Below are 16,734 nucleotides of genomic sequence, written 5' to 3' on the forward strand. Positions count from 1 at the left end.
CACAAGGAGAAAAAGACTGCTTCTCTTCCTCTCTCGCCTCACAGCGCGAAAGCGGTTTGAAAGTACGCCCGGATACGGTCCTCATCCAGTGGTTGATCCCGGTAAGCAACATACCCATCGGGGCGTATCACATAGGCGCTGGGCCGGCTCACCCCAAAGAAGTAGTGCAGCGTATGATAGGGATGCCCACTGTCAACCAACAACTGCCCCTGCCATTGGGCCAGTTGTTGTTGATGGGATACAGGCACGATAAAAATAGGCGTCACCAGCCCCCCATACGTGCGTTGGACTTCCTGCACAAAATACTCTAGGCGATGATAGTCTTCGCCACTAGCTCCCATTGTGAACAAGAGCAATGCATATTCCGTGGAATTGAGCACCTCATGCAAACGCTGGCTCGGCATCCCTTTCACAAAGGCGAACGGATAATCAGGCACGCGCGTTCCTGGCTTGAGTCCGGCTGGCTGACGATCAAAGCTCGCAAACGTCGGATACCAATGTTGCGAGACAAGAGCGCTGTGTTCATAGGAGACACCCAGTTCAAAAAACTCCGGGACGACCCGTTTGAGGAAGGACTCACGCATTTCAGAGGAATTCGTCACCATCGAGATCAGACTATTGCGCATCCAGCGACCCGATGGCTCACGCATACTCAAGGCGCGTGTCACGGTTTGTGTGCTTGCCAGAACGGTAGCAGCCACTGGTTCTCGCTCTGCCGAATAGCTCTCCAAGAGCGACACTGGTGCTTGCTGATGATAGACCTGAGCCAGTTTCCAACCCAGATTGAACGCGTCCTGGACCCCTGTATTCATCCCTTGTGCGCTTGCTGGACTGTGGCAGTGGGCAGCATCTCCGGCGACAAAGGCCTGTTGCACACGGGCACAAGAGACCCGACGTTGCTGGATCGTAAAGGCAGAGATCCATGAGACATCGCGTACCTGCGCGGTCGTCGAGCCAATCGCGGCCCGGAGCTTGCGGGTTAACTGGGGTATAATCACCCTCGCATCATCGCCCTCAGAGAGATCCGGGCTGGTATCGAGCACACGCCAGTGATTCGCTTCGGGAAAGGGAAACGTCACGAGAGCCCCTTGCTCGGACAGAAGAATATAGAGCGTATCTTGTCGTATCTCACGCCCAAATTCCCAATCCAGGTACGTATCGGCAATCATCCAGGTTTCGGAGGGACTTCCCTCAAATGGAATGCCCAGTTGCTTGCGGACCGTACTATGTGCGCCATCGCACCCGATCAGCCAGGAGGCACGAATCTGCCGGGAATGACCATCGGGATCACGCACAACAGCCATAACCTCATGCTCATCTTGCTCCAGGCGTTCCAGACGGGTTGCGTACTCGATCCGACCACCTAATTCGACCAGACGCTGGCGCATAATCTCTTCAGTATAGACCTGTGGAAGCGAATAGGTGCAGGTATAGCGAGTGAAAAGATCTTCCGCGTCCATAATCACGTGGGTCAATTCGCGTCCATCGGCATAGGCGCGCATATCGTAGAGTTTCTGCGCTCGTTCCTCGATAGGATCAGCAATCCCCAGGCGAGCGAACAATTCCATGGTACGCGGATGAATCCCAAACGCGCGCGAGGTCTTCGCCGGAGCTTCGGCCTGATCAATCAGACGACAGGGAACACCTCTGCGCAGCAGTTCCATACCAAGCACCATACCAACCGGTCCCGCGCCCACAATAAGAATGCCTGTTTGTTCTGAAGGGAAAGAAGTCATCTGTATTGTCCTTTCTTTGAAGAGGGGAAAATCTATCTCCTATTACATATAAAAATCAGGGAAATGTTTCAAGGTTTGCCATTGACGAGGATCGTGACCATAGACCATGAAAGCGACATCCTTTTGTTGTTCGATGGTGCGTAGCTTGCTTGTACTGGCCCGCACTTGCTGTTCGTTGAGATCGAATGGTTCGATAGCCCGTGTCATAGGATCACGATGAGCTTGAGAAGGGAGCGCATCAATAGCTAGCAGAACAGGGCCGGTCCTGGGAAGAGATACCAGGACCGATTGATGGCCTGGAGTATGTCCTTCACTTTCCAGAAGCGTCACCCCTGGGACGAGCGTGATATCACCATCAACGAGCAAGAAGCGCAAGCCCGGTGCATCCCATTGATCTCGTGTCCTCTCAAAACGAGGAACCTCTCCCTTAATCGCAGCGGCATATAAGCGCCGCTGAACAACAATCTCTGCCTGTTGAAAGAGCGCCAGGTTCCCAGCATGATCAGGATCAAAATGGCTACAAATCACCAGGCGGATATCCTGTGCAGTGAGGTTCAGTCGGGCTAAGTAAGTAAGAAGATCCTCCTCCTCATCCAGAAGATGAGGAAGATGAGGCTGGTGATGATAGGCACCAATGAGACGCCGGTCAAGCCCTGTATCAATCAGGATATGCTCCCCTGTATCAGTCTCGAGAAGGTAAGCAGGGACGGGAAGGATGGTTTCCTCCCCGTGATTTGGTGGGCGCACCCGGCCTACCTGAAGGAAAAAGAGTTTCATGATCTCGTTCCTTTCTAAATATATAATTAACGGGTTAACTACCAGGAAAAAGAAAGATTGTTTCCCTGACAAAAGGAAAAATGGCAACAAGCAAAGGAGGATACTATGGTGTAGTGGCTATGAGATGCTCGTCGAGTTTGAGCAAGAGCGTAATCAATTGGTCCTGTTCTTCTCTGGTGAGCGCGCTCATGATGTGCCTGATCTGCTGAAAATGCGGTGGGAGTATCTCTTCCAGGAGTGTACGCGCGGCAGCGGTTAGGGTGATGAGCCAGGCCCGACGATCAGTGGGATCGAGACGACGTTCGATCAACCCATTGTGCTCCAAACCATCGAGTAACTTGGTAATAGCTGCTCGCGTCACTCCAAGTGAGTCAGCAAGCTGGGAGGGGGCAAGTATGTGCTCTGGGACATCAAGTAAACGCATCAGCACAGAAAAACGTCCCTGCGAGAGTTGGTAACGCTCAAAGAATGGGGTGAAAAGTGTCTCAAGATCATGCCCGGTACGCAGAATGAGCAGATATGCCAGGACAGTATTGGCCTCGTCGCCAAGATACTGGTGAGCGCCATTCCAGGTCGCCTGATATTTTAGCAAATCAGGGAGCATTGTAGTTCCTCTCATTTCGTCGATAGTTTACTAGTTAATTATATACCTGTTTGCAGATTAAATCAATCACTATTTGCCACATATTTACCCGCGGTTTGTTGAATCATACCCTCATCGAACTTGTGACTGATAATGAGTTGCGGATACGACTCAATACAGGGACCTATCCTCCTTTTGTCAGACACGACTATTTAACACCGATGAAAGAGAAGATTTTTCCTTATTGGCAAGCGTATCTTCATGAAATCAGGCAAGGGAAGGTTTGTTAGAATAAAATTAAAATACAAGATATGTTCCATTTGCTCTCTTTACTGAGCATGGCAGCCCACCATCACATATCCTTTCTCTGGAGAGCGAAGCGTACAGCAAGTGGCTCGATCTTCGTCAGTTTTTTCATGAGGTGAATAGCTAACGATGTGTCTCTGGGATGAGCGAAATCTAAAGGCATCTGTCCTGCACAGAGGCGTTCTGATGCAATCCCCAGGCTGTTCATGGCTTCTCGGTAGAAGTCGTACACACTCATGGCTTCTCCTGCCACATGAACAATGCCAATATACTCTGAGTGTGCGAGGATGGTGATTGCCTCGGCAACCTGATTGACCTCCATCGGGCTTTTCATCATATCCGTGAAGAACAGAAGCTGCTCTCCTGCAAGGAGTTGGTTTTGGACATGAGAAAGACGAGCATCAAGCTGTGAGAGCGAATATCCATACAGATAACTGGGTCGGATGATACAGTAATCTGAACAAAGATCCTGGACCGTCTTCTCCAGACAGTGGAGATTCTGTCCATAGAGCGTCATGGGCGTCGGAATATCGCTTTCGGCGTAATGGCCCTTCTTTCCATCGAAGATACCATCGCTGGAGATATAGATGACCCGGCAGTGTTGACACCCCTCAATGAGCCGCTCTGCTCGTTGCTGAAAAAGAGTCCCCTCGCTGGGAGGATATGCGACGTCACCTGCCATACTCGCCGCGATGATCACCGTATCAATGTGATGAAGATTTACAAGGGAAGAAACATCATCGATCCAAAAGTCATAGAAATACGAATGAGCAAAATGTGCCTGACTTCGATGGGTAGGAATAACATCGCTTTGTAGTTGTAGGTGCACCATGAGTGCTTTCCCAAGATAGCCTGCCGAGCCAAGCAGGAGCACACGTTGCTTGTGTCTCATCTCTTTTCATTCTCTCGCATTATCACGCAAAAATCGACAACTGCCCACTCCCATGTTTGAGTATGAGGAGAGCGTATCACATTTTCAGAGCAATGAGTACATTTCGAGAAACGACTACTTAATAATGGAGGATGGACATACGTTCAGCAACCATTTTCCCCAAAATAGGAAAGTGGGAAAGCTCTCCTGGAAATGGCAAAGTTTGCACTCTCCTGCTGTGATTATACGCGTGCTTATCGAAAGTTGCTCAATCGTTGGCTGGCTATAGATTCTCGTGGTGTCGAGGGATAAGCTTGTCCCTCATATACTCTCAATAAAAGAGTCGTAATCGTACATTTGTGATCCCATACCACAAAGGTATCGCGTGCATTCTGCTGACTCTTTTGTTGGTTTGAAGCCGTTCCTTGACAACCATGGGATACTCATGGTGTGACGTATAGTTGGGAGGGACGCGGAGCACACTGTGACAGAGATAGCCGAGCATCAAGGTGAGCTTTTTGCTGACCGGGCGTGCGAGACACCAGGTTTTCAGGAGACGGATTCCCATGAGCAACGAGTAAAATGAACCACTTCTCTTCTTTGGAACAATCGCATGTGCTTGTGATCTGGCGATTGCTTCTTTGTGTCTCTAAAATAATGTTTTTCAGGAAAAAGAAATGGTATCTATTCCATCCAACACCCTCCGCGTCCCTGGCGGAGAAATCGCCTACGACGTACGCGGTTCCGGGCCTGTGCTCTTGATGATTTCTGGCGGGAGCGGCAGTAGCAGCGGGTATGCTGATATCGCTGACTACCTGTCGAGGCAATATACCGTAGTGCTCTATGATCGCCTGGGTGGGCCGAAGAGTCCTCTACGCGAGGTTCAGGCTGATATGAGTATTGAACGGCACAGTCACGATGCCCATCTGCTGTTAACAAAGCTGGAGACAGAACCCGTTTATGTTTTCGGGAGTAGCGCGGGTGGCCTGATCGGTCTTGATCTGCTTGTGCGCTATCCCCAACAGATCCGTTTGTTGATCGCTCACGAACCAACGGTGCCCGGTGTTCTGCCAACGTTCGATGCCTCGCAGGCCCATCAGTTAGCACTCTACCGTAGCGAGGGCGTCATGGCCGCGTTGCAACAGAGCGCGCTTGATACTCCGCTCGCCAGAGAAGCGCCTGAAGCGGATGTGCAATTGCCACCGTCTGATATGCAAGGTGCCCTGGCGAAGGCTGAGGTTCTCTATCAGCACACTGTCCCCGCCATTTTGAGCTATCAACCGGATGTTGAGGTGCTGACCTCGCTCTCAAGCAAGCTGATGCTCGCAGTGGGCCAACGTTCGCGTGAACAGGCAACATTGGTCTCTCAAGCAACGGAAACGCTGGCACAGTGCCTGCACATCGCAGTACGCACCTTCCCCGGCGATCATATCGGCTGTCTATTGCATCCGCGGGCCTTCTCTTCCTGCTTGTTGGCTACAGTAAACGAGTTCGAAAGCAATCTATAAACGACGCTTTACCGTTATTGGAGCGCGAAAAGAGATTTCAGTTGGCCATCCCACATTTTGATACTGTTGGGAAACTCTCTAGCCTGGCACGTATTGAGCTTGTTTTTCACAGTACCGCAAGCTGGCAAAACGGGTTCCCAACAGTATCAGCCTCTAAATGCACATCAATTTCTCTTGTCCATTCTGCCCCAGCAATAATTTTACAATCGTACCAGCTAGAGATAGACGTCAAGTTGATTCCATAGATCTTGATCTCTATGCGTGTAAGAGGGGCTCGCTCATAATCCTGTAACGCCTGAGTATATTTACGCTCTTGATAGAAAACATGGCCTCGATTGGCAAACGATGACCTCTTGAGAATTTCGTTATTTTAGCAAGAAATGGCGTGTTTTTCACTCTTTCGGGACTACCAAAAAGCCCTGAAGATGCATGATGATGAGTTGACAAAATGCGTTTCATCTGGCAGGGGGTATAATCATTACTAGAAAATTTTTTTTCGTGAACAGAAACGAGAGTAAACCGATTTTCAGAGGAGAGATACACTGTGAGCATTCAACGATTTCAAGTGGACATTCCACAGGCAACACTTGATGATGTGCATGAACGATTAGGTCACACCCGCTGGCCTGACGAGATAGAGAACGCGGGATGGGACTACGGCACGAACCTTGGATATCTAAAAGAACTGGCGAATTATTGGCAACACACATTCGATTGGCGTAAGCAGGAGGCTCTACTCAATCGGTTCTCGCATTTCCGTGCGGAGATCGATGGTCTGGGCATCCACTTTATTCATGAGCGCGGGAAAGGGCCGAATCCGACGCCAATTATTCTTACGCACGGCTGGCCCAGTTCTTTCTTTGAAATGTACAAGATTATTCCACTTTTGACAGACCCGCAAAGTCACGGCGGAAAAGCTGAAGATAGCTTTGACGTTATCGTCCCATCATTGCCAGGATACGGATTTTCAGACCGACCAGCGCAACGTGGTATGACCATCTCGCGGATCGCAGATATATGGACAGATTTGATGACAAAAGAATTGGGCTATGCGCGTTTCGTCGCACAAGGTAGTGATTGGGGCAGTGATGTAACGCAACAACTTGCTCTAGAACACCCTGATGTGTTGCTTGGCTTTCACCTCGATAATATGCCCTCTACACTTACGATCAAGCAAGTTGACAATCCTTCACAAGACGAGAAAACGTATCTGGCAGCAGTCGGTCCTTGGGAGTTGCAAGAGGGTGCGTATGGGGCAATTCAGGGGACGAAGCCACAGACACTTGGCTACGGACTGAACGATTCTCCGGTTGGTCTGGCTGGATGGATTGTAGAGAAGTTCCGCACATGGAGCGATTGCAATGGGGACGTAGAAACGCGTTTTACGAAAGACGAATTGCTGACGACGATCATGCTTTACTGGGCAACGGAAACGATCAATTCCGCGAATCGTCTCTATTATGAGGAAACACAAAATGGCACACCACAAGGAAAAAGTAGTGTTCCAGCAGCAATAGCAAGGTTTCCGCAAGACTTACTACCTGCACCGCGCGAATGGGCAGAGCGTTGGTTCAATGTCCAGCAATGGACGGCAATGCCACGCGGAGGGCACTTTGCCGCACTAGAGGAACCTGAGTTGCTAGCTAATGATATCCGAACGTTCTTTCACGATCTTAAAGAGAAAAACGAGTATGGAGGACTGACCTGGTAGGCGTCACCATATCAATGTATACTGATACCAGAATTCCGGCTCTGCGTCATCTTCTGCGCAAATCTCAAGCAGGCCTTGCAAGGACACGATGGCGTACACGAGTACATATGCCAGGAACAGATCAAGCATCGAGTTCTCATCCAGGATCATCGCCTCGGTCTCTAGCGGATGCTGCTCGTCGAAGCGAAAGTACATGGTTTTGGGATCAAAGGCCAGCAGGCGGTGAATGGACGTGGCTTCTCGCTTCGCCATCTCCGCAAGACGTTGCGCTGCACGTCCCGTTGAAGCGGCAACAGCAGAGATTTACCCTGGCTTTGCAGAGATCAGAGCCGATGAAAAACGTTAGGCTCTTTGAAACTCCCATATCGCGTTGTTCATACCTATCCAGCGTCTCACACCAGTTATTATACCGGTGAGCACTTAACTGATTGCAATAGAACACCTTTCATAAGCAATGCTGCTAGAAACCAAGAAAAGCAACCACACCAAGAGCAATGAGAACAAGTGATGTGAGTGTGTTGGCGTTGTTCTCTAACCATTCCCCTTTGATCTGGTATCCTGCGATCGTTGCAATAACTGTCAGAGCAATAAAAGTGACCATTGTCATGACCGTAAATACACTCAAGACGCTGATAATGGCTCCTGTTCCAATCGCACTGGCCGCCAATGCCACTGGCAAGATCGTTAAATCAGGCGAGGCGGCAACACCAAAGGGGACCGCGATGGCTGCAAGTCGCCTCCCGATGGATCTTTCCTCCGCGTTATGTGCATTGTGTGCATGCGTCTCGCCGTCATCAGACGCATGGTCGTGTGTGTGAGCCTGCTCATGCTCATGTTCGTTGTGTCCTGATCCATGCGTATGCGTCTGGCCTTTTCCATGGTGATGGCCATGAGGCCCAAAGCCAACGATTCCCCAGACCAGAAAGAAAAATCCTGTGAGCACGAGAACGATGCCGATAAGATGTCCTTGCTGCGTTTCAAACTCCTTTTGAAATTGTAACCCAATCACGGCAAGAATCCCGGCCAGCACCAGAGATGTGATCACATGCCCAAGCGATGCAAGAAAAGTAACTCGTCCGACACGGAAAAGGCTCCAGCGTTGTGCTCGTGCGATGACTGCTAAGGGAACCCAATGATCTGGCAAAATGGAATGGAGGATTGCAACCACGGCGGCGGCTCCCAGAAGGAGCCAGAGGGATGATGAAGACATAGATCTCCCTTTCGTTGTGAAGGATGAATATTATCTGTGTGTATTTGATCAATTACTCAGATAGATAATCACATAGAAAGATGGGGAAACGAAGCCCCATCTTTCTATGTGTAAGGGTGATCAGACAACGCATGAGCAACATGATCGGCGTGATATTCTGCCTCTTGAAAAAGAGGGCCGAGATGATGATCACTCAGGGAATATTTGAACGCTCAGATAGGCAAAAGCGGGAAGGGCCACCGCACATCCAAGCGATGCACCAATGCTGGAAAGGACCATCCGCACACTGTATATTTTGCCGACATGGCGAGACGGGAGTTCCGTTTGGATCATGAGTAACATCATCATATCTTCCATGGGTCCAGATTAACTCCATAATCTCAGCTTCGAGATCTCCTACAACCACCAGGCAGTTTACTTTTCATGGCTCATGTCGTGATGCTCCATCTCGTGATGCTCCATCTCGTGATGCTCCATGCTCTGTGCTGATCCCTTCATCATCCGCAACATGGGAAGGCCACCGGTCCTCACAAAACGGATAACCAGGATTGCGGCGAGCACCAGAAACAGGATATTGAGGATGGTGGTATAGTTCCATTGAATGCCTGCACTCAGCGCGACCACCTGGCGATTCTGGGGAATAATGCCCAGGACTGCAAACACGAACTCAATCACATAACCGGCTGCGGCCATCGTGACATAGAAAGTGGCGAGAATGTAGCCCATGGCCTTCCAGCCATAGTATTTGCGATAAATGTCCAAAATGGGGAGAATAATGAGATCAGCAAAGATAAAACTGACCACGCCTCCGAAGCTAATTCCGCCTCTCCAGAGCACGGCGGCCAGTGGCACGTTTCCGACGGAGCAGACGAAACTGACCATGGCCACCAGAGGACCGACCAGAGGACCCTCAATTTTTGCCAGGGTGGGATTATTCGAGAGGAAAAACGTTTGCCAGAAGGATTCTGAGACCCAGGCCGCTAACGCTCCGGCGATCAATAAACCGAGAACGATATCAACCCACACAGATGCCCAATCCATAACAAAGTACTGACTCAGAGCAGTAAACCCTTTGCCACTGAGAAGCCTGGCCCAGAATGATCCTCCTGCAACACTCATATCCATCGCGGCATGTCCCTCCATTCTACCCATTCTCCCATGCGCTGCCTGTTCTTTTGCCCGAGAGACCAGACGAGGCGTTAAAGTCAGGCGGAAGATCAGTGCCAGGAAAATGACCATCAACAACCCACCCAGATATTCTGCCAGCGCAAACTGCCATCCCATTAATACGACGAGGATGATGCCTAACTCAATCACAAGGTTTGTGGAAGCCAGCTCAAAGACCATTGCCGAGGTGAAACTGGCCCCTTTCTCAAAGATGGAACGAGCCAGTGCCACTGCTGCATACGAACAGGAACTGGACGCAATCCCAAACAACGTCGCACGTGTCAGATGCTTTGGTGCGTCACCGCCGAGCGCTCTGGCAATGCTTTGATGGGACACAACCGCCTGGATGATCCCTGAGAGCGTAAAGCCCAGAATCAGCGGCCAGAGAATTTCCCATAACATACTCCAGGCCATAAAGAGTGCATCACCAAGAGACATGAGTATATCCATACGCATTCCTGTGATCCTTTCTGTCTGTATGTACGCGCTATGCTTTCATATACTGGCGAATGACGTGCATGATTTCACTGATTTTTTCCTCGCCCTTGCCCTCGATGATCGCGTCAGAGACACAATGCTCCAGATGATTTTGCATCAGAAGCAGCGAGACTTGCTCAAGTGCGGACTGTATTCCTGTAATCTGATTCATAATATCCACGCAATATTTCTCCTCTTCAACCATCCGTTGCACGCCCCGTGTCTGCCCTTCAATTCTCCGCAGACGAGTCAATAGGTGGTGTGTGAGCTCACCCGATGCTGCCATGATATCCTCCTTCAGTATAATACCCCCTGGGGGTATGTATACTAAGAATATACCCCCAGGGGGTATCTGTCAAGAAACACACGGTCATCTCTTTGTGACGTTCTTTGCGGAGAGCCTGTGATCACTTTGTGAGAGTGAGAGCAATGGCGTGACGTCATGGTGAGATTGATGCGGTATGCTACCAATGATGGGAAACTCCTCCCATGATTTGGGGCGAGAAACGTAAAAGATCTCATCAGAAAGAATATGCAGATGATGAACGGATATGATAGTGGCGGATATATGATGGGTGGTGGATGGGGCATGATTGTTGGAATCCTGGTCTGTCTTGCAGTCATAGGCGTTTTTGTGTGGTTTGTAGTGCATTTGGTGCAGAATAGACAATCTCTGCCTCGCCAGCAGCAACAGCCTTCATCCCAGAGACGTGAGCCAGGATCTCAGTCATCACGCAACCCATTACCCGAAACCTATCAAGAGGGCGGAAACGTGTACGATTACCCGAAGGAAGATCGGTATCCCTACCCTCAAGAGCAACCATTGAATTAACGTTCTCTGGTGGCCAGGTGGGCACAGCATTGGCATCCCGATACCAGACCTCAGCGTGAAAAAGGGAATGGAAAGATCCCTGACAGGTCCTCAATGACCGTGCCATCTCCATCTGTTGCCAGGCAGTATTCTCCGAGCTCGTAGCCCCCGGCAAACACATCTAATCTGGTAAGAATATGAGGAATGTGAATGCAAGACAGGCAATAGAAGTCCCTCGTAACGTAGCATAGAACGCTTCGGGTCCCTTATAGTATTCTTTAGAATCAGCGAGTTGGAATATAGAAAGGAATAAAATACGTTGATTTTGAAGACAAGGATACAGATCCACTAAATCAATTAAGATGGGGATTACAGGCATACGTATTGATCTGTAAATGATAACGAAGCACTTATCATGAGCAATGGTCTTCATTATTGAGGACGATGCGTGTATTCAGCTGGGGCAAAGAAGACGAGGATGTTGAGGTCTTCACTGATACTGTGAAAACGATGTTTATCTGTTGCGGCCACAAAGACAAGTGAGCCAGCTGTTACAGAAATATCTTCATCCTCAACCTGTAGCGAGGCACGTCCCTGGACCACATAATATAACTCATCTTCCGTATGTGGTAGCTGTGTATCGACGGAGCCAGCAGCCAGTTGATATATTCCTGCACTCATGGCTGGGACACGTAAAAATTCGTGATAAGCATGTCCTGACTGTTGATGTTGTTCATTCAAGCTAGCGATGGTCCAAGACAACGTTTTTGACATGTGGAAATTCCTCCTGCTCATTCATTCTTCTGTACCTGATTATGCTAGACGAAAAAAGGCCGTTTGTATAGGACCATTCAGCGTCGATTGTCACAGACCATTTTGGAAGTCCCCGCTTTTGGGGGAAATGACCAGAATGCTATGCGCCAAAGGCCACAATTGCCCGTTTTCTCCCAATGCGTTGTGCCAAACAGTGGTAGTGGGCAGATACATAGTTACCTCGTACATGAGACACTCACTCCCCAAGCCATGTGCGTCACAACCGAACGCAGGTAGGGATTGCCCCGGTGATGACTCATTAGCTTTAGGAGGAAACCATCATGGTCAAGGGATGCACACATAAGGCCACCGGGAGCACCTGTTGCTCATCTCGGCCAGATTTGACTTTCTCCGTCGATACAGGCGATGCCACCGCCAGCGGCGCCGCCTGTATTCTCGATGAACCTTACCGAGTGCGTTGTGCCCACTGTGTCAACCAAACAAATAATGAACCAGCGGTAGAAGATGAGTAAGGAATTTTTCAACAGGCTGCCTTGACTGAGCAGTAGCTGACATCCCTGCTTGATCCTTTCCACCCAAAAAGAGTAAGATTGGAGAAGTTTTCCCGATGCTATATGTTATGATGAAGTCGCGTAGATCATCCGTCTTTTCTGTGATGATTACCCGCTTTGATGGACAAAGGAAAACTTAAACAAGATGGATATGAAACTTGAACTTGTGCCACTACCCGTTTCTGATATCGACCGTGCCAAAGCATTCTACGTTGAACAGGTGGGATTTCACGCGGACCATGATGTACAACCTGGGAACGGCGTCAGAGTTGTACAACTCACGCCACCTGGTTCCGCGTGCTCAATCGTTATCGGAAGCGGTATGGGAGAAATCTCAGCCATGCAGCCCGGCACACTCAAGGCATTACATCTGGTAGTTGCAGATATACAGAAGGCCCGTGCAGAGCTCGCAAGCCATGGCGTGAAAGTAGGTGAGATTAATGATCTCGGGGGCGTAAAGTATGTTTCATTCAACGACCCCGATGGCAACTCATGGCTCTTACAGGAGCTTTCTGCTATCAACCACGACATTACCCACGCATAAATGACCTGCTTTTCCAGCGATCATTTGGTAATGTCTTCTGACACGTGAATTCGCCAGAATAGAGAGTTTAGGGCTCGGCTGGCTCGTTTATCATGCAGGCACGGATGTTCGCATCATACCACTCCTCCCCTGTTTCCGTGCCACTCCCTCCTTCTTCTGGGGGTCCACTCTCGTCCTCGCTGATTGAAACACACCACATGACATATAAGTGACATAGTTATCCATTTTTCTGCATAGTATGTATAACAACATGCCATTACAAGACCCGGCGTATGAATTAGGGAAGTCATTCTAGAGACTGCTTACGAATAAGAGGGACCAGCTCCTGAGGGGAGTTATTGCACTACGTGCGTATACTAAATAAGTAACTGTCATATTTTCAGCGATACAAACATGAAAGTGAGCAAAGAAAATCAATGATGTATTTTAGAATAAAAGAAAAAATACACTACAAGATGCCTCTTGTTATAATGAGCTGCTTCCTACTATTAAGCCTGATGACATCGATAAACGTACATCATGCTCGGGCTCAGGCTACCCATCAACAAATATATCAGCATTCATATGCCTTATTGCACAACACTCACACCAACACGCTCATTTCAGGGCAAAGAAATCCTATGCGCAACACGGGAAGTCTCACGCGAGGAATTATACGGGCCACCCAAACGCTCATCGGACAACTGCTCTATGCATCTATTCCAGGAGGACGAGGCACCATCCTGGATAATGGGATTGTCCGTATTGATCGACAAAATCCATTGTCTGGTGGCGACTTAAACTTGCAAGTCCAGATAGATGGCGTCAACGGCGGGTCAACCGTTGCAACTGCCATCATTCCCCAACAGTATCTAGGGCTCACGAATCCAGGGAACGCAGCCGAAGTTCAAAGAGTCGTCAGACAAGCATTAATCGCCAGCCTCAACAGCCTGATCAACGCGAATCCCTTCATTTATCAGGTCGAAGGCACTGCATCGAACAGCCGTATCCAACCGTTCTCAGTACGACCACAGGCTCGCACTCGGTATCAAGCCCATGTCACCAACATCAAATCAATTACCAATCCATTTCTGTATGCTATAACCATTAGAAATGGCGAAAATACGCAACAGACCTTCTCCATTGCTGCTGGCGGAGTATGGAATGGAGATTTGTGGGTACCCTGGGTTGGTCGCAACAGCGAAATGTACAAGTGCATCAGCATCACCGACCCAGATGACGGATTGAACATTCAGATCTTTCAGGACTACTGGCACCCACCTGGAGCCGATGCGATTAAATGGGTCTCCAATGGCGAAAACTACGCAAGTGGAAGAGAAATCGCTGGGAATAATCGCGGAGGAGGAGAAAAGGCATTACAAATTTTAAAAGACGGCACATTAAGAATGCAGTAAATTTGCTTTTTCTAAGCTTATCTTCTCTTTAATTACTTCTATGTCTATTTGATCGCTACATAGAACATGAGAGGAGCAGATTTCTTGTACTATCTTAAGAATGTATGGATTTTTTTCTTACTTGATAATTCGTTCGGTGAAAAGAAAAATCAGTTCAGTACTATTTGAATAGGATATCAGTACTATTTGAATAGGATAGAAGAAATCATGGGGAAAAATCAGACCGCAGAAAAGCCCGGTTCTCTTCGCCCTTTATATTTCGATGTTCCCACAGCTAGTAGCCGGACCGATTGTGAAGTATGCAGACATCGAATCGCAGTTGACCGACAGGAGCATGACCTTCCGGAAGTTTCATTCCGGGATGGACCGCTTCTTATGCGGCCTGGCGAAAAAAGTACTTCTGGCCAACAATATTGGCCTTCTATGGACAGAAGTAAAAGCCATGCCCGGTACAGAACTTTCCGTGCCTACCTGATAGACAAACACAGTGGTGCTTGTCTGCGACAAAAAAGACGAGGGCAAATGTGTATTTCTTTCTTGGATACTTGCTTGTCGTAAACATCCTGACTTTTGTCATTATCCACAGCGAGGTCCGGTTTGGGAAGAAGCGATCATTTGCTCACCATCCCATATTCAGCTCGTTGGGCGCTTGGCAACTGCCAGGAATGCAACCGACCTGGTCGATTAGATAAGTCGAGTGCATGGACCAACGTCACTGGTGATATTAGAATCTATGTAAGAGTGGGCAAAACAGCATATAGCGATACGCTCCCAACTGAAGCGATTGCGCCAATTACAGGCCACGATTCATGTCTGCCCGGATTCTTTTGTGAGGAACATTCAAGTTGAACATTGATCGCTTCGCTTTTTACCTGTTGCGTCGCTACATGGCAGATTGGATGGCTCGCGTGTTGAATATCTTGCAAGAAAATACGATTGAGGAGCAAGATCAGGAGGATCTTGAGGGAATGGAACAATGGGGGTTCGCTCAATGGAATCGCCTGGATATGACTCTTGCTACGATTACGGCAGCCCTTCATCATCTCACTCGGTAACTGGCTTTCTTCGCGGTTCTCTACGACGCTATCAGACATTTTGGCATGCCAGAGGTGCCTGTTTTAGACAATGGCACCATGTTTACCTCTCACGATACGCGGTGGGCATATGAGCAGATTGGTATCCAGAAGAAGAAGAGGAAACATCTACACTCCTATTGCTTGCAATAGTATCGAGCATCTTCCCATGGGCTTATCCGAGTGCCAATTGGCCTGCCGCTACAGGAAGTATCATCCAATAAGAAGATGTTATTCATCCACATTGTTAGTATTGATAAGTCCAAATATTCTTTCGTCAACGAACTGATTGTTCACATATTGACGATCGCGGAGGCGTCCCTCTTCCTGAAAGCCGAGCTTTTCGAGCAGGCGCGTGGAGGCAAGATTGGGATACGCAACCTGAGCCTCAATGCGATGCAAATGGATCTGTTCGAAGCCGAAATGAATAATCGCAGTCAAGGCCTCCGTCATGATCCCTTGATTCCAGTAGTGTTTTGAGAGGATATAGCTCAGGGTTGCATGTCGATTCTCGACATCCCACGCATATCCACAGTTGCCAATGATCTTGTTCTCTCCCTTCACTGTGATGCCCCAGCGTAGTGCTTCATGTTGAGCAAAGCGGCTTCGATGACGTTCAATACTCTTTGCCACTTGTTCTAGCTGTGTCATCGGAGCTGGATCGTAGTAGCGCATCGTCTCTTCATCGGACAGAAACAGGAAGGCATCCTGAGCATCCGTTGCTGCGAGTTGCCGTAAGATCAGGCGTTCCGTTTCCAGGGTTGGAAAGGTGTGCAGGTGTATATGTAAGCTCATGATGATTAGACTCTCCTCACATGTACTTTTCGAGAGAAACATACGAATAGTATATACTATCCTTTTGCTTTATTCGGATATTATTCGTTGAAAGAAGGTTCAGGTACACCCAGAAAATTTTGTTGGATAGCGCGATAAGCCAGGCAAGGACTTCCTTCTTCTTCCTAGCTCCAGTTGGTCCTCTATCAGGAAGAGCTCAGAGATCAACCAGCAAGCATCCTTTCCGCACGAACGGACATCCCACAGCCCAATGGCCTCGGCTTGCGGCTGGACGCTCCGACGAGCTCGGCACCAGGGCTGCCACCTCACATGGCGGCCAAAACCAATAGTGACTTTCCCACTGGTGCCGATTGCGTGTTACTGGGCCAATATGACTGACAAGAGGTCTTCTCAGAGGATGGGGGGCAAAACGTCCTCACAGGAAAGCAACGCTTCGTTCTCTGCAT

17 protein-coding genes and 1 pseudogene are annotated in these 16,734 nt (G+C 49.0%); 7 read left to right on the forward strand and 11 right to left on the reverse strand.

From position 1 onward, the window contains the following. Window positions 1–38: 38 nt before the first annotated feature. From AC27N8_RS02770 to AC27N8_RS02785, 4 genes are all read right to left on the reverse strand, one after another. Window positions 39–1,736, reverse strand: a complete 1,698-nt coding sequence (locus AC27N8_RS02770; RefSeq protein ID WP_487063721.1) for an FAD-dependent monooxygenase — start codon at window positions 1,734–1,736, stop codon at window positions 39–41. A gap of 42 nt (window positions 1,737–1,778) precedes the next feature. Beyond that, window positions 1,779–2,513 (reverse strand): N-acyl homoserine lactonase family protein, encoded by a 735-nt coding sequence (locus tag AC27N8_RS02775; RefSeq protein ID WP_487063723.1) that lies wholly within the window; start codon window positions 2,511–2,513, stop codon window positions 1,779–1,781. 103 nt (window positions 2,514–2,616) lie between these two features. Further along, on the reverse strand, window positions 2,617–3,117 hold the full coding sequence (locus tag AC27N8_RS02780) for a MarR family winged helix-turn-helix transcriptional regulator (protein ID WP_487063725.1): 501 nt from the start codon (window positions 3,115–3,117) through the stop codon (window positions 2,617–2,619). A gap of 331 nt (window positions 3,118–3,448) precedes the next feature. Then, window positions 3,449–4,294 (reverse strand): sugar nucleotide-binding protein, encoded by an 846-nt coding sequence (locus AC27N8_RS02785; RefSeq protein ID WP_487063727.1) that lies wholly within the window; start codon window positions 4,292–4,294, stop codon window positions 3,449–3,451. A 656-nt stretch (window positions 4,295–4,950) separates the two neighbouring features. On the opposite strand from AC27N8_RS02785, the gene AC27N8_RS02790 reads away from it, so the two are divergent. Both AC27N8_RS02790 and AC27N8_RS02795 read left to right on the forward strand, forming a co-directional pair. Next, window positions 4,951–5,781, forward strand: coding sequence for an alpha/beta fold hydrolase (locus tag AC27N8_RS02790; protein WP_487063729.1), 831 nt, complete (start codon window positions 4,951–4,953; stop codon window positions 5,779–5,781). A gap of 544 nt (window positions 5,782–6,325) precedes the next feature. Then, window positions 6,326–7,492 (forward strand): epoxide hydrolase family protein, encoded by a 1,167-nt coding sequence (locus AC27N8_RS02795; protein ID WP_487063731.1) that lies wholly within the window; start codon window positions 6,326–6,328, stop codon window positions 7,490–7,492. A 3-nt stretch (window positions 7,493–7,495) separates the two neighbouring features. Here AC27N8_RS02795 and AC27N8_RS02800 read toward each other — a convergent pair whose 3' ends face one another. The 6 genes from AC27N8_RS02800 to AC27N8_RS02825 all read right to left on the reverse strand — a co-directional run bounded on the left by AC27N8_RS02800 (window position 7,496) and on the right by AC27N8_RS02825 (window position 11,931). Then, window positions 7,496–7,744 carry an AAA family ATPase gene (locus AC27N8_RS02800; RefSeq protein ID WP_487063733.1) on the reverse strand — a complete coding sequence of 83 codons (249 nt, stop codon included), beginning with the start codon at window positions 7,742–7,744 and terminating at the stop codon, window positions 7,496–7,498. Window positions 7,745–7,952: 208 nt separating this feature from the next. Next, a complete protein-coding gene (locus AC27N8_RS02805) occupies window positions 7,953–8,702 on the reverse strand; it encodes a hypothetical protein (protein ID WP_487063735.1) in 750 nt (249 codons plus the stop codon). 414 nt (window positions 8,703–9,116) lie between these two features. Beyond that, window positions 9,117–10,325: a permease gene (locus tag AC27N8_RS02810; RefSeq protein ID WP_487063737.1), complete on the reverse strand. Its 1,209-nt coding sequence runs from the start codon at window positions 10,323–10,325 to the stop codon at window positions 9,117–9,119. A gap of 31 nt (window positions 10,326–10,356) precedes the next feature. Then, window positions 10,357–10,632, reverse strand: coding sequence for a metal-sensitive transcriptional regulator (locus AC27N8_RS02815; protein ID WP_487063739.1), 276 nt, complete (start codon window positions 10,630–10,632; stop codon window positions 10,357–10,359). A gap of 334 nt (window positions 10,633–10,966) precedes the next feature. After that, a complete protein-coding gene (locus AC27N8_RS02820; protein ID WP_487063741.1) occupies window positions 10,967–11,284 on the reverse strand; it encodes a hypothetical protein in 318 nt (105 codons plus the stop codon). A gap of 305 nt (window positions 11,285–11,589) precedes the next feature. Beyond that, entirely contained in the window at window positions 11,590–11,931 is a 342-nt protein-coding gene (locus AC27N8_RS02825; protein WP_487063743.1) for a cupin domain-containing protein, read from the reverse strand. Between the two features lie 320 nt (window positions 11,932–12,251). On the opposite strand from AC27N8_RS02825, the gene AC27N8_RS02830 reads away from it, so the two are divergent. The 5 genes and pseudogenes from AC27N8_RS02830 (at window position 12,252) to AC27N8_RS02850 (ending at window position 15,475) form a co-directional block, all read left to right on the forward strand. Next, window positions 12,252–12,443, forward strand: a complete 192-nt coding sequence (locus AC27N8_RS02830) for a hypothetical protein (RefSeq protein ID WP_487063745.1) — start codon at window positions 12,252–12,254, stop codon at window positions 12,441–12,443. Between the two features lie 184 nt (window positions 12,444–12,627). Further along, entirely contained in the window at window positions 12,628–13,026 is a 399-nt protein-coding gene (locus tag AC27N8_RS02835) for a VOC family protein (RefSeq protein WP_487063747.1), read from the forward strand. A 620-nt stretch (window positions 13,027–13,646) separates the two neighbouring features. Next, on the forward strand, window positions 13,647–14,420 hold the full coding sequence (locus AC27N8_RS02840) for a hypothetical protein (RefSeq protein ID WP_487063749.1): 774 nt from the start codon (window positions 13,647–13,649) through the stop codon (window positions 14,418–14,420). A 211-nt stretch (window positions 14,421–14,631) separates the two neighbouring features. After that, window positions 14,632–14,883, forward strand: a pseudogene (locus AC27N8_RS02845) (MBOAT family O-acyltransferase); the annotation flags it as partial. A gap of 382 nt (window positions 14,884–15,265) precedes the next feature. Further along, window positions 15,266–15,475, forward strand: coding sequence for a hypothetical protein (locus AC27N8_RS02850; RefSeq protein ID WP_487063751.1), 210 nt, complete (start codon window positions 15,266–15,268; stop codon window positions 15,473–15,475). 249 nt (window positions 15,476–15,724) lie between these two features. On the opposite strand, the gene AC27N8_RS02855 is transcribed toward AC27N8_RS02850, so the two are convergent. Next, window positions 15,725–16,288: a GNAT family N-acetyltransferase gene (locus AC27N8_RS02855; protein WP_487063753.1), complete on the reverse strand. Its 564-nt coding sequence runs from the start codon at window positions 16,286–16,288 to the stop codon at window positions 15,725–15,727. Window positions 16,289–16,734 lie beyond the last annotated feature (446 nt).

Source organism: Dictyobacter sp. Z7_2, assembly GCF_057551105.1.